The sequence below is a fragment of the Vibrio sp. SCSIO 43155 genome (assembly GCF_023716605.1).
GTDB lineage: Bacteria > Pseudomonadota > Gammaproteobacteria > Enterobacterales > Vibrionaceae > Vibrio > Vibrio harveyi.
The window spans coordinates 2,072,277-2,084,893 of record NZ_CP071852.1 but is presented as its reverse complement, the minus strand read 5'-3'; the positions used below and the strand labels follow the sequence as shown (position 1 = coordinate 2,084,893).

The following is a 12,617-nucleotide window of genomic DNA, read 5'->3' as shown; positions in this document are numbered from 1 at the left end:
TTCATCCTTACTTCAGCTTTTTCAGTTCTTCATTGAGCATTGGCAAATCCAGTTTTTGCTCAGCTGCACATTGTTTTGCGATGTCGTATCCTGCATCAGCGTGACGCATAACCCCCGTTGCTGGGTCATTATGTAGAACACGTGCAATGCGCTCCGACGCGTCATCACTGCCGTCACAACAAATCACCATGCCAGAGTGTTGTGAGAAGCCCATACCTACGCCACCACCATGGTGAAGAGATACCCATGTCGCCCCCCCTGCGGTATTCAGCAATGCGTTTAGTAGTGGCCAGTCTGAAACGGCGTCTGAGCCATCCATCATGCCTTCGGTTTCACGGTTCGGGCTTGCTACAGACCCTGAGTCTAGATGGTCACGACCAATGACGACAGGGGCTTTGAGCTCACCGTTTTTCACCATTTCATTAAAGGCTTGACCTAAACGTTCTCGATCTTTTAAACCAACCCAGCAGATACGTGCTGGTAGACCTTGGAACTGAATGCGTTCGCGTGCCATGTCTAGCCAGTTATGTAGATGTGGGTTATCTGGGATCAGCTCTTTCACTTTTTGGTCGGTTTTGTAGATGTCCTCTGGGTCTCCAGACAATGCTGCCCAGCGGAACGGTCCGATGCCTTCACAGAATAACGGGCGAATGTAAGCCGGTACAAAGCCAGGGAAGTCAAACGCGTTCTCAATACCTTCTTCTAAAGCCATCTGACGGATGTTATTTCCGTAATCGAGCGTTGCCGCGCCTCGGTTTTGAAGCTCCAACATAGCTTTCACTTGAATCGCCATCGACTGTTTGGCTGCTTTAACTACGCTCGCTTCATCTTGTAAACGCATGTCTGCTGCATGTGACATGCTCCAACCTTGAGGTAAGTAACCATTCAATGGATCGTGCGCAGAGGTTTGGTCTGTTACTACGTCTGGTGTGATGTTACGTTCTACAAGCTCCGGGAAGATATCTGCTGCATTGCCCAATAGACCAACTGAAATTGGTGCGTCAGATTCTTTGATCATCGCTAGTGCCTCATCCAAAGACGTTGCTTTTTTGTCAACATAACCGGTGCGTAGGCGGTAATCGATGCGTGATTCGTCACACTCGACCGCAATCATGGAAAAGCCAGCCATGGTGCCAGCAAGAGGTTGAGCACCACCCATGCCACCAAGGCCCCCAGTTAAGATCCAGCGACCTTTGGCATCACCCTTAAAGTGCTTTTTCGCCACAGACACAAAGGTTTCATAAGTACCTTGAACAATGCCTTGTGAGCCAATGTAAATCCAGCTGCCTGCGGTCATTTGACCGTACATCATCAAGCCTTCTTTATCGAGCTCATTGAAGTGTTCCCAATTCGCCCAATGTGGCACTAAGTTTGAGTTCGCAATCAGCACGCGCGGCGCGTTTTTATGCGTCGGAAAAACGCCGACAGGTTTGCCTGATTGGACGAGTAAAGTTTGGTCATCGTCGAGTCTTTCTAACACTTCAACAATCTTATCGAAGCATTCCCAATTTCGTGCTGCTCGACCAATGCCACCATAAACGACAAGCGAGTGAGGGTGCTCGGCTACATCTGGATCAAGGTTGTTCATCAGCATACGAAGTGGCGCTTCCGTCAGCCAAGATTTGGCGCGCAGTTGTGTACCGTGTGGAGCACGAATTGTTCTGCTCGTATCAAGTCGTGGATCTTGTCCCTGGCGCTGTGTCATTTTAAGACTCCTTTAGTTTCACGTTTATATCCAAGTCTCTGCTTGGCTACTTCTCCTCAAATAACTTGGCATGAGAACTAACCATTATTCGAGTTAAGTGTTATTGAATTCGGTTATTTGGGTTTATGGTCTTTCTCTGCCATGGCATTGGCAATATCCCAGCACAGACGTGCTGCCAATCGAGCCGTTTGGCTATCGACGTCATAAGTGGGGTTGTACTCTGCAATGTCTGCCAACATGAGTTTGTTCTTGTAATGCAGTATTCGATCGAGAAACGGTGCAAGGATGTCGTAGCTTACGCCTCTCGCTGCTGGCGCGCTTACCCCAGGTGCAGTTGCCGCTGGAAATACGTCCAAATCAATCGTCAGATAGAGATAATCACAGTCATCGATAAAGTGCTGGAGCTGGGTTAAATGATAGCTGTGGTTCATGTAACAAAGCTGATTATCTTCCACGTACCAGACGTTGAGTTGATCTGCTTTTTGAAAAAGAGCCTGAGTATTGCTGCTGCGACTGACACCTATGCAGGCGTAATGAAATGCCCAATCGTTACGCTGACAAAAATGATGGATCTGATTGAATGGTGTACCAGAACTTGGCTTTACCTCTGCAATGGGGCTTTCAAAAGCGCGTAAGTCAAAGTGTGCATCGAAATTGATGATACCGATTTTTGGCTGCTTATCTGGGTGATGGGTTTTGAAGTATTTGGCCAATCCAGAAAATGAAGCCCACGCAATTTCGTGCCCTCCACCCAAGACGACGACAGGGCTATAGGGTAGGACTTGAGCAATAGTATGCGCGCACAGATTCTGACTTGACTCTAGTAAATCGTCTTCACAAACGACGGTTCCTATATCGTAAAGTGGCGCGTCCTGATGCCATGCAAGATTGGCTAAGGCACGACGGATTAAATCTGGTGACTTCTTCGCACCAATGCGACCTTTGTTACGCGCCACACCTGCGTCGGTAGCAAAGCCAAGTATTGAAACGCCTTCGCTTAAATGTGGTAGTTCTTCGGTGGAGATATTTTTGATCACGTGGTGGACACGCTTTCCTTGTTCTCCATCTTCGGCATCGTGACGACCTTGCCAGTGAAAGGGTGGGTGATTTACATCGGATTGAGACATTTTAATGCCCTCCGTGGGAAACGTATTCACCATTCACTATACGACCTACTAAGCGTTTTGCACCGACTTGATAGCTGAGGTCTGCTGGATGCTCGATATCCCAGATGGAGAAATCGGCATCACAGCCAATATCAATGACGCCACGAGATTCTCCGTAACCCAATGCTTTTGCAGCGTTTTGCGTAACACCACGCAATGCCTCTTGTGGTGTTAAACGGAAAAGTGTGCATGCCATGTTCATCATCAAGGTTAAATCGGCAAACGGGGATGTTCCTGGGTTGATGTCTGTTGCAATCGCCATTGGAACCTTGTGTTCTCTGAGTAAATCAATCGGTGGTAATTGGGTTTCACGTAGGAAGTAATACGCGCCGGGGAGCAGCGTCGCAACCGTTGGAGAGTTGGCTAAAGCTATTACGCCTTGTTCATCTAGGTATTCGATGTGATCGGTAGACAGACCATTGTATTGAGCGGTTAAAGCGGTACCGCCAAGCATAGAAAGCTGCTCAGTATGGCCTTTCACTCTTAATCCGTGTTGGGTAGCCGATTGAAAGACGCGTTCGGTTTGCTTTAAGTTAAAGCCTATCGATTCGCAAAACACATCGACGCTGGCGGCGAGATTTTCTTGAGCGACAAGAGGAATAATGTCGTCACAAATATGCTGAATATAGTCGTCAGCGCAATCTTTATATTCTGGAGGAAGCGCATGAGCAGCGAGTAAGGTGGTTGTGATCTTAACCTTACGTTCATGTTCCAAGGCTTTGGCTGCACGTAGCATTTTTATTTCATCATCCAGAGTTAAGCCATAACCGGATTTGACTTCAATCGACGTGACGCCGCTTGCAATCAAACCGTCAAGGCGTGGCAAAGCGAGCTCAATTAGTTGTTCTTTAGTTGCGGTTCGTGTGGCATAAACGGTAGAGAGAATACCGCCGCCTTGCTTGGCGATTGTTTCGTAAGGCACATCATTGAGGCGCATTTCAAATTCGTTGGCTCGATTACCCGCGTATACGAGGTGGGTGTGGCAATCTATTAACCCTGGCAGTAACAACCTGTTTTGAAGGTCAAGCGTTTGTTCGTAATGATCTGGATTCAGAATGGATTCGGTTTGTGCACTGTCTTTGCCTTTTTCTGTGGTACTGATGGCAACGATTTTTCCCGAACGAATGCCAACGCGGGCAGGAGGAGAAGGCAGGTAACCATGTTCTCCTTCTTGCATCGTGACTAAACGGGCGTTCTCAATCAACAGATCCATTCTTGTCGTTCCTTTCAATTCGTATTCTTTAAATGTATATACAAATAAATAGGAGAAAAAAGCATCACTGACAAGGCTAATGTTGCGGAAATGTGATCGAAACGAAGAAGTAACGTCCAGTTTATAACAGGATCTTAGAGCTTAATTTGTACTTGTTACCAGGGTGATACAGAAGGGCTGTACTGACCAGTTTATCTTGGCTCCAAGTCCGGCGATTGAGGAGTAAGCACGGTTCATTGGCTTGCATTTTCAGGTCTTGCTTAACGCGTCCATCCGGTATAATCGCTTCGACCGTATGCTCTATGGCGCTCAGTGGACAATTGTCTGATAGGTATTGGTTTGGCGTCTTACAAGTGAAGTCTTGTTGTAGATAATTTGGCGCATATTGGCTGTTGACCCAACGCAATTCAAGTTGAATCGGGTTGTTATCTTCAAAGTGTATGATTTCACTATAAAATACTGTTGTGCCTAACATCACGCCAAGCTTGGTTGCAATAGCGTCATCGGCTTTTATAGCGATTTGTTGTAACACTGCGCTGCGGTGTTCTCGTCCGCGATTACTGATTTCATCGGCAATATTGCGAATGTCTAAAAGGGGCGATTCTGATTTCTCCGCCGGATCACAAACAAAAGTCCCAAGGCGAGGGCGACGTTGCAGTTTCCCCTCATTGACTAAGTCCCGAATGGCTTTGTTGACGGTCATTCGACTCACACCAAACTGCTCAGTCAACTCGATCTCTGTCGCAATACGATGCCCAACTATCCACTCTCCCGAGTCAATTTTATCGAGGATGAATTGCTTGATTTGCATGTAGAGTGGCGCAGACATAAAGATTTCCTTTTAATTGACTATACAAATAGTGCGTAATCTATGGACAAATTGCAAACAAACATACCTATTTTGTGCAGTGATAAAAGGAATTAGTCCGCATTCTTGTCGTCTATTACTTGCAGGAGTTTCTGCAGTTGTGTAAACAGAGACTTATCAAAACAATGAAAATAGACAGTCACAAAGGAATCGCATGTTTAAAAAACTCAAAGCGTCGCTTGGGATCGGCTCAGCTAAAGTCGATACGATCTTAGATGAAATGAGCGTGTACCAAGGGGCAACACTGCGCGGTCATGTTCAAATCAAAGGTGGTGACGTAGAGCAACAAATTGATGCCATTACCATCAAGCTCAACACCGAAATGAAAGTGGAAGTGGATGACAGTATCAGTTACCAAACTTTCACGATAGACCAACTTAAAGCGGTCGAACCGTTTGTCATTCAACCGAATGAAGAAAAACAAGTGCCATTCGAGCTCAAACTTCATGACGAAACACCAATCACAGCTGTGAGTGCACAGAAAAATCAATGCCATGTTTGGGTAGAAACTACGCTAGATATTGGCTTTGCGATTGACCCGCGTGATAGAGATTACATCGAGGTTAAGCCGTTACCAGTTGCTTCGCGTGTAATCCAAGCCATCGAACAAGCGGGTTTTACTATGGTGAAAGCGGATGTCGAGAAAGGCTTCTTGCGTGGCAATACGTTCTCTTCACGCTCGGGCATCTATCAAGAACTGGAATTTCGTAATAACGGTTTTGTGTCAACTAAAGAGATCGAACTCTCATTTATCCTAGATGGTGGGATTATCCACTGTTTAGCAGAGATCGACCGTTCATTTAGTATGTCAGGCGATCAATACCGTTCTTTCTCGTTACCGATTGGAGCTTCTGATTCAGAAGTTGCGGCAGCAGTTGCGCCGACATTGAATCTGTAAACATCTAACTTTCCGTTTCTGGAACGAATAGGTACCGATATCCAAAAGTGAAGGCGATATCGGTACTGTTATCCATGTTTCTCGCATTCTCAATCGCCATGATTTCAATGGCAGAGTTCTCCATCAAATAGCGATAACCAATAACAAACTCATTCGATGCGTCAGCAAACTCGCTTGGACCTTCAGTGGAGCCCTGATACCAATGATATTCAAGGATAAAGTGGTGATTGTTGTTTAACGCATAACGATATCCGCCTGCAAGCGCTGCCGTGTTGTGCCGGTATGGGAAGTCAACAAGCGCTCGATCACTATTTCGAAACGTCATCCCCGCCATGGAATAGAATACATTGGCTGCATTGAGTCGGTAGCTGTAGTTAATTTGTACTCCTTGCTCAAAACTGCTTCCTTTAAAGGAGCCGTGAGCGACATCGTTATAGTAGAGACTACCACCGACAGATAAACCATGATGTTCATTTTGTATTATTTGGTATTGGATATACGTTGAGAGGTTGTTTGCCAGTGTTTCACCTTCAAAATCCTCTATTAAAATGTCGTACTCGGGCATCGACATATAAAAGCGGTTCTTGTCGACTTCATCTCGCCCATTTTGTCCGATACCAAATAGGTCGTGAAAGCTTTCGGTCAGTCCATCTAAATGGTTGTCTGCAGCAAAGACCCAACGATAGTTCAGTTCCCATTGCCACTGGTCGTTGATTTGCCATTTTCCACCGAGCTCAAGTTGGTTGTGATAGTAATCGAGAGAATAATCGCTTGTGTGAGCCCAGACACTTGCGATGGTGCCCGAGCCATATGCTTCAACGTAGCCAGAGGGAAGACTATACCCAGAGCGAAGTACGTTAGTATGACTGACCACTTGTATTGGAGATTGCGCATAAGAGCGCAGTGGACCATACAAATCGGATGCGCTGAACGCTGGGGTACTTAGAAACAAGGCGCAACTCAAAAGAGTAGGTTGCCATCTTAAATCCATCATGATGAAAGCCTAAAATGAGATTACTCAATAAATTAACTATAGTGTCTTCATGTTTTGAATGCCGTTCAATTGTAATAATTATACAATTTGGGCTTAGTGTTGAATTGGTAGTAATGAAGTTTAGATGACATTTTGAAATCGCTCTTTGCATTCTAAATGTGAGCTAGGTACAATCCTCGTTCTGATGAAGGTCCGGTATTCGTGTTACCGAGCGACCGTCATCAACTTTCGAAATATCTTCTAATTTGAATAACATGTGTTGCTTGGTGTGCAACACCACTGTAAAGGACATAGCATGCCTATTATTACTCTTCCTGACGGCAGTCAGCGTCAATTTGACAACCCAGTTTCTACTATGGAAGTTGCGCAATCGATCGGTCCTGGTCTTGCAAAAGCAACTATCGCTGGTCGTGTAAATGGTAACCGCGTAGATGCGTGTGACCTAATTGAAGAAGACGCAAGCCTAGAGATCATCACAGTTAAAGATGAAGTGGACGGTCTAGAAATCGTTCGTCACTCTTGTGCTCACCTTCTTGGTCACGCTCTTAAGCAGCTTTACCCTCAAGCTAAAATGGCGATTGGTCCAACAATCGACAACGGCTTCTACTACGACATCGACCTAGACGAGTCTCTAACGCAAGACGATCTTGAAAAGATTGAAAAGCGTATGAAAGAGCTAGCGAAAACCAAGTACGAAGTGGTTAAGAAAAAAGTAAGCTGGCAGGAAGCACGTGATACGTTTGAATCACGTGAAGAACCATACAAAGTGGAAATCCTAGACGAAAACGTATCTCGTGATGATCGTCCAGGTCTTTACCACCATGAAGAATACATCGACATGTGTCGTGGTCCACACGTACCTAACATGAGCTTCTGTCAACATTTCACACTATTAAATGTGGCAGGCGCATACTGGCGTGGTAACAGCGACAACAAAATGCTTCAACGTATCTACGGTACAGCTTTCCACGATAAGAAAGCTCTGAAAGCGCACCTAACTCGCCTAGAAGAAGCGGCGAAGCGCGACCACCGTAAGATTGGTAAGCAACTAGACCTATTCCACATGCAGCAAGAAGCGCCGGGTATGGTGTTCTGGCATCACAATGGTTGGTCTATCTTCCGTGATCTAGAAGTATTCATTCGCGCTAAGCTAGATGAGTACGGTTACCAAGAAGTAAAAGGTCCGCTAATGATGGACCGAGTTCTTTGGGAACGCTCTGGTCACTGGGACAAATACGCTGATGCGATGTTCACAACTTCTTCTGAAAACCGTGAATACGCGATTAAGCCAATGAACTGTCCAGGTCACGTACAGATCTTTAACCAAGGTCTAAAATCGTACCGTGACCTACCGCTACGTATGGCTGAGTTCGGCTCATGTCACCGTAACGAACCATCTGGTGCACTACACGGTATTATGCGTGTACGTGGCTTTACTCAGGATGACGCTCACATTTTCTGTACTGAGAGCCAAATTCAAGAAGAAGTAACAAACTGTATCAAGATGGTGTACGATACGTACCAAACATTTGGTTTCGACAACATCGTAGTGAAACTGTCCACTCGTCCAGAAAAACGTGTAGGTTCAGACGAAATCTGGGATCAATCTGAAGAAGCATTGAAACAATCTCTTGAATCGATGGAAATCCCATACGAAATTCAAGAAGGTGAGGGTGCGTTCTACGGTCCTAAGATTGAATTCACGCTATACGACTGTCTAGACCGTGCGTGGCAGTGTGGTACTGTTCAGTTAGACTTCAACCTACCAGGTCGCCTAGGTGCAACTTACGTAGGTGAAAACAATGAACGTCTTGTACCGGTAATGATTCACCGTGCAATTCTAGGTTCACTAGAGCGTTTCATTGGTATCCTTATCGAAGAATATGCTGGTTTCTTCCCAACTTGGTTGGCGCCAGAACAGGCAATTCTTATGAACATTACTGATAAACAGTCAGATTATGTTCAGGAAGTAGTACAAAAACTACAAAAAAGTGGAATTAGAGCTAAAGCGGACTTGAGAAATGAGAAGATTGGCTTTAAAATCCGCGAACACACTTTGAAGCGTGTACCGTATATGCTTGTTGTCGGTGACCAAGAGATGGAAGCAGGCGAAATCGCAGTACGTACTCGTAAAGGTAAAGATCTCGGTAAATTTAAAGTGGATGACTTTATCGCATACATCCAAGACGAGATCTCTAGCCGTAAGCTCAATCTGGAGGAATAAGCTATTAAAGGCGGAAGACGCGGCCAACAGCCGGTAAAACAAAACCCACACCGTATGAACGGTGAAATTCGTGGCGTTCGTGAAGTTCGACTAACTGGCGCTGACGGTGAATCAGTTGGTGTTGTATCGATTCAAGAAGCGATCGCAGCTGCTGAAGAAGCAGGCATGGATCTTGTGGAGATCAGTCCTAACGCTGAGCCGCCAGTCTGTCGTGTTATGGACTACGGCAAATTCCTCTTTGAAAAGAGCAAATCTGCTAAAGAGCAGAAGAAAAAGCAAAAACAGGTTCAGATTAAGGAAGTAAAATTCCGTCCTGGAACTGATATTGGAGACTATCAGGTAAAACTACGCAACCTGACGCGTTTCCTTGAAGAAGGCAACAAAGTGAAGGTAACAATTCGCTTCCGTGGCCGAGAAATGGCACACCAAGACATCGGTGTTGACGTTCTTCATCGCTTGAAAGAAGACACTGTAGACTTTGCTGTAGTGGAATCTTTCCCAAGTAAGATCGAAGGTCGTCAGATGATCATGGTTCTTGCCCCTAAAAAGAAGTAATTAACGGCTCATCAAGTAATTAAAACCTAGCCGCCTTTCCTTCTAATAAAAGGTATAGCGGCTGGGTTTTGTTCGCCCTAATTACGTTGTTTATTAAACCTACTCAATGCGGAGTTATTCATCATGCCTAAGATGAAAACCAACAAAGGTGCTGCTAAGCGTTTTAAGAAAACTGCTGGTGGTATTAAGTACAAGCACGCTACAAAACGTCACATCCTGACTAAGCGTACTACTAAGAACAAGCGTCAACTACGTCCAAACTCAATCCTTCCTCGTTGTGAAGTGGCTGCAGTTGTTCGTATGATGCCATACGCTTAATTCTTTTTAGTTATCAATCGTTTAGTTTAGGAGAAGCATAATGCCTCGCGTAAAACGTGGTGTACAAGCTCGTGCACGTCATAAGAAAGTTCTAAAACAAGCTAAAGGTTACTACGGTGCACGTTCACGTGTTTACCGCGTAGCTTTCCAAGCAGTTACTAAAGCTGGTCAATACGCTTACCGTGACCGTCGCGCTAAGAAACGTCAATTCCGTCAACTATGGATTGCACGTATCAACGCGGCATCTCGTCAAAATGGTCTATCTTACAGCCGTTTCATCAACGGTCTTAAGAAAGCATCTATCGAGATCGACCGTAAGATCCTAGCGGACATCGCAGTATTCGACAAAGCAGCATTTGCTGTTCTAGTTGAAAAAGCGAAAGCTGCTCTTTAATTAGCAGTTTAGGATTAAGAGAAGGAGAGCATTAGCTCTCCTTTTTTATTGCTTTTTGTTTTGTTATCCGTAAGTTTTCTCACTTCTCACTTCTCACTTCTCACTTCTCACTTCTCACTTCTCACTTCTCACTTCTCACTTCTCACTTCCATCTCAGTGCTTGCTAAATCATTTTGTTATTAATCTGTGGTAGGGTTTATTGGCATAACGAGCAAAAGAGCTAGGAAAGACACCAAGGCGCAGCCGTTAGAGGACATCATTAAGGGAACTATGGCGTTGCTCCACGACTAGAAAGAGCAACTGAACAAACGAAAATTTAACCGCTAGGGAAGGAATGTATGGTTCAACGAATCAGTTATGAATTTTTGCCACAGGTTTCAGGTCCTTATGTTCATGCTACTAGACACTGTGAGACCTTATATGTTTCAGGGTTGACTGCGTTAGGCTCTTCCAGCCAAGCTGAGGGGCTAGTAGATCAAACAAAGACAGTTTTATCTTATCTATCGCAAATACTGGCTGAAGAGCAACGAGAGAAGTGTGATCTGGTGAAGTTGACGGTGTTTATTACTGATATGAGTCAACTCGCGGCGATTCGTTCAGTACTATTTGATTTCTATGAGGGCTACTTGCCGGCGTGTTCGCTGGTGGAAGTAAGTGCCTTGATCCATGCTGATTTGGCAATAGAAATAGAGGCAGTAATCTCAAGCGAGGCGTTGTAATAAGAGGTAGGGATGAAAATAAATCGATTAGACCATTTGGTTTTAACAGTAAAAGACATTGCAACCACGGTGGATTTTTATGAGCGAGTGCTTGGTATGGAAAGCATCACCTTTGGTGAGGGGCGTGTTGCACTTGTGTATGGAAGGCAGAAGATCAATTTGCATCAGCTTGGCAATGAATTTGAACCTAAGGCAAGTCAAGTAGCTTCTGGGAGTGCTGATTTATGTTTTGTATGTGATACGCCAATTGCAAATGTGCTCTCCCATTTAGACTCCCATTCTGTCGAGGTTATTGATGGTCCTGTTCAACGGATAGGTGCAATTGGTAACATCCTATCGGTTTACATTAGAGACCCAGATGGTAACTTAATTGAGTTATCTAATTATCTTGCTGAGGTATAACATGATTTATTCAACAACCGAGACGATTCCAGGGCGTGAAATTGCGGAGATAAAAGGGGTCGTGACGGGCAATGTGGTTCAGTCAAAGCACATTGGGCGTGATTTCATGGCTGGCTTAAAAAGCATTGTTGGTGGTGAGATTCGTGGCTACACCGAAATGATGACTGAAGCCCGAAATATCGCTATTCAACGAATGGTAGAGGATGCCGCGAACCTAGGAGCAGATGCTGTTGTCGGTATTCGTTTTACCACCAGTTCGATTGTGGACGGTTCATCAGAGATTCTTGCCTTTGGTACGGCAGTAAAGCTCGTTTAATAAAGTATGATTTTGCACAGCGTGTTGCAAACTTATGTGCAATAAAGATGAAATCGTTAGAGGTAGCTCGTTTCTCCATTTTTAACTAAGCGTCAATGGCTGTTTTTATCTCATAATTCGCCTCCTAAAAAAGGAGGCGAATTTATGCGTGATACAGTTTTAAATAATGCAATTGTGACGTTCTGCGTGTGCTTACTGGTAGCGACGCTAGCAGCTAAAGGTAATTTACTCGTGACCATGTTGTCTTTTCCTATCGACTTCTTAGGTCTACTTGTTCTTTTATTCTTGTCATTATTTGTATCTTGGAGTGCTGTCGGGCATTTGAATGAAGGGCAATGGAAAGAATCTATTCTGTTGTATCTGATGTTGTATTACCTTGCTTTTGGTATTTTTTCAGACGGGAATACAGAGGGCTGGTCTCATTCAGTTGGCGTTGTCGGTAAACTTAAAATGACTCTGATCTACATCGCAAACTCAATAACGAGTATCTATGTTCCACTCATCATCGTTGGGATTTCTATTATCCATTTACGTTTTTTGCGCTCCCATATAGTTGACACTGAACAGAATGTGGCAGAGAAAGTTCAGTCTTAAGAAATAGAACTATTTTGTTGCATATATATGCAGTTTTTTGGCGTGTGCGTTTTAATGTGATTATTCTAAAAATGAACGTCTTTCAAAGTCGAAAGTATTCGAGTAGTTTCCATAAATCAGCATGAAATGCGACGGGCTATGGATGTTATACCGTATTTATGATGTGTTTAATTGATTAGATATAATGAAACTGAATGCATTTCTGGTGGCGGCATTGCTCATCTAAATGTGATGTTGGGTATATTAATTCA

14 protein-coding genes are annotated in these 12,617 nt (G+C 44.5%); 9 read left to right on the top strand and 5 right to left on the bottom strand.

The genetic code is table 11. The features are described from left to right. Positions 1 to 7 precede the first annotated feature (7 nt). The 4 genes from hutU to hutC form a co-directional block, all read right to left on the bottom strand. Complete coding sequence (hutU, locus tag J4N44_RS09375; RefSeq protein WP_009700165.1) at positions 8 to 1,705, bottom strand: urocanate hydratase; 1,698 nt, start codon at positions 1,703 to 1,705, stop codon at positions 8 to 10. A gap of 113 nt (positions 1,706 to 1,818) precedes the next feature. After that, the gene (hutG, locus tag J4N44_RS09370; protein WP_009700164.1) at positions 1,819 to 2,832 is read right to left on the bottom strand and encodes a formimidoylglutamase; all 1,014 of its coding nucleotides are present in this window, start codon (positions 2,830 to 2,832) and stop codon (positions 1,819 to 1,821) included. 1 nt (position 2,833) lies between these two features. Next, a complete protein-coding gene (gene hutI, locus J4N44_RS09365; protein ID WP_252044335.1) occupies positions 2,834 to 4,084 on the bottom strand; it encodes an imidazolonepropionase in 1,251 nt (416 codons plus the stop codon). A 121-nt stretch (positions 4,085 to 4,205) separates the two neighbouring features. Then, positions 4,206 to 4,913 carry a histidine utilization transcriptional repressor HutC gene (gene hutC, locus J4N44_RS09360; protein WP_005445599.1) on the bottom strand — a complete coding sequence of 236 codons (708 nt, stop codon included), beginning with the start codon at positions 4,911 to 4,913 and terminating at the stop codon, positions 4,206 to 4,208. A 193-nt stretch (positions 4,914 to 5,106) separates the two neighbouring features. On the opposite strand from hutC, the gene J4N44_RS09355 reads away from it, so the two are divergent. After that, a complete protein-coding gene (locus J4N44_RS09355) occupies positions 5,107 to 5,850 on the top strand; it encodes a sporulation protein (RefSeq protein WP_009697351.1) in 744 nt (247 codons plus the stop codon). Between the two features lie 4 nt (positions 5,851 to 5,854). Here the strand turns inward: J4N44_RS09355 and J4N44_RS09350 are convergent, their stop codons facing one another. Continuing rightward, positions 5,855 to 6,844, bottom strand: coding sequence for a DUF3187 family protein (locus J4N44_RS09350; RefSeq protein WP_005445595.1), 990 nt, complete (start codon positions 6,842 to 6,844; stop codon positions 5,855 to 5,857). A 295-nt stretch (positions 6,845 to 7,139) separates the two neighbouring features. Here J4N44_RS09350 and thrS point away from each other — a divergent pair, with 295 nt between their 5' ends. The 8 genes from thrS (at position 7,140) to J4N44_RS09310 (ending at position 12,366) form a co-directional block, all read left to right on the top strand. After that, complete coding sequence (thrS, locus tag J4N44_RS09345; protein ID WP_005445593.1) at positions 7,140 to 9,068, top strand: threonine--tRNA ligase; 1,929 nt, start codon at positions 7,140 to 7,142, stop codon at positions 9,066 to 9,068. 3 nt (positions 9,069 to 9,071) lie between these two features. After that, on the top strand, positions 9,072 to 9,623 hold the full coding sequence (infC, locus tag J4N44_RS09340) for a translation initiation factor IF-3 (RefSeq protein ID WP_074050532.1): 552 nt from the start codon (positions 9,072 to 9,074) through the stop codon (positions 9,621 to 9,623). A gap of 123 nt (positions 9,624 to 9,746) precedes the next feature. Then, positions 9,747 to 9,941: a 50S ribosomal protein L35 gene (gene rpmI / locus J4N44_RS09335; RefSeq protein ID WP_005445589.1), complete on the top strand. Its 195-nt coding sequence runs from the start codon at positions 9,747 to 9,749 to the stop codon at positions 9,939 to 9,941. Positions 9,942 to 9,981: 40 nt separating this feature from the next. After that, positions 9,982 to 10,335, top strand: coding sequence for a 50S ribosomal protein L20 (gene rplT, locus J4N44_RS09330; protein WP_004727974.1), 354 nt, complete (start codon positions 9,982 to 9,984; stop codon positions 10,333 to 10,335). A gap of 338 nt (positions 10,336 to 10,673) precedes the next feature. Then, the gene (locus J4N44_RS09325; protein WP_050939841.1) at positions 10,674 to 11,054 is read left to right on the top strand and encodes a RidA family protein; all 381 of its coding nucleotides are present in this window, start codon (positions 10,674 to 10,676) and stop codon (positions 11,052 to 11,054) included. A gap of 12 nt (positions 11,055 to 11,066) precedes the next feature. Next, the gene (locus J4N44_RS09320; RefSeq protein ID WP_252044332.1) at positions 11,067 to 11,456 is read left to right on the top strand and encodes a VOC family protein; all 390 of its coding nucleotides are present in this window, start codon (positions 11,067 to 11,069) and stop codon (positions 11,454 to 11,456) included. A 1-nt stretch (position 11,457) separates the two neighbouring features. Beyond that, the gene (locus J4N44_RS09315; RefSeq protein ID WP_005443150.1) at positions 11,458 to 11,772 is read left to right on the top strand and encodes a heavy metal-binding domain-containing protein; all 315 of its coding nucleotides are present in this window, start codon (positions 11,458 to 11,460) and stop codon (positions 11,770 to 11,772) included. A gap of 144 nt (positions 11,773 to 11,916) precedes the next feature. After that, positions 11,917 to 12,366 carry a hypothetical protein gene (locus J4N44_RS09310; RefSeq protein WP_005445582.1) on the top strand — a complete coding sequence of 150 codons (450 nt, stop codon included), beginning with the start codon at positions 11,917 to 11,919 and terminating at the stop codon, positions 12,364 to 12,366. Positions 12,367 to 12,617 lie beyond the last annotated feature (251 nt).

What these genes read in the sequence shown, in the direction of transcription:
- hutU (WP_009700165.1), bottom strand. Translation starts at nt 1,705, where the DNA reads ATGACACAGCGCCAGGGACAAGATCCACGACTTGATACGAGCAGAACA.
- hutG (WP_009700164.1), bottom strand. Translation starts at nt 2,832, where the DNA reads ATGTCTCAATCCGATGTAAATCACCCACCCTTTCACTGGCAAGGTCGT.
- hutI (WP_252044335.1), bottom strand. Translation starts at nt 4,084, where the DNA reads ATGGATCTGTTGATTGAGAACGCCCGTTTAGTCACGATGCAAGAAGGA.
- hutC (WP_005445599.1), bottom strand. Translation starts at nt 4,913, where the DNA reads ATGTCTGCGCCACTCTACATGCAAATCAAGCAATTCATCCTCGATAAA.
- J4N44_RS09355 (WP_009697351.1), top strand. Translation starts at nt 5,107, where the DNA reads ATGTTTAAAAAACTCAAAGCGTCGCTTGGGATCGGCTCAGCTAAAGTC.
- J4N44_RS09350 (WP_005445595.1), bottom strand. Translation starts at nt 6,844, where the DNA reads ATGATGGATTTAAGATGGCAACCTACTCTTTTGAGTTGCGCCTTGTTT.
- thrS (WP_005445593.1), top strand. Translation starts at nt 7,140, where the DNA reads ATGCCTATTATTACTCTTCCTGACGGCAGTCAGCGTCAATTTGACAAC.
- rpmI (WP_005445589.1), top strand. Translation starts at nt 9,747, where the DNA reads ATGCCTAAGATGAAAACCAACAAAGGTGCTGCTAAGCGTTTTAAGAAA.
- rplT (WP_004727974.1), top strand. Translation starts at nt 9,982, where the DNA reads ATGCCTCGCGTAAAACGTGGTGTACAAGCTCGTGCACGTCATAAGAAA.
- J4N44_RS09325 (WP_050939841.1), top strand. Translation starts at nt 10,674, where the DNA reads ATGGTTCAACGAATCAGTTATGAATTTTTGCCACAGGTTTCAGGTCCT.
- J4N44_RS09320 (WP_252044332.1), top strand. Translation starts at nt 11,067, where the DNA reads ATGAAAATAAATCGATTAGACCATTTGGTTTTAACAGTAAAAGACATT.
- J4N44_RS09315 (WP_005443150.1), top strand. Translation starts at nt 11,458, where the DNA reads ATGATTTATTCAACAACCGAGACGATTCCAGGGCGTGAAATTGCGGAG.
- J4N44_RS09310 (WP_005445582.1), top strand. Translation starts at nt 11,917, where the DNA reads ATGCGTGATACAGTTTTAAATAATGCAATTGTGACGTTCTGCGTGTGC.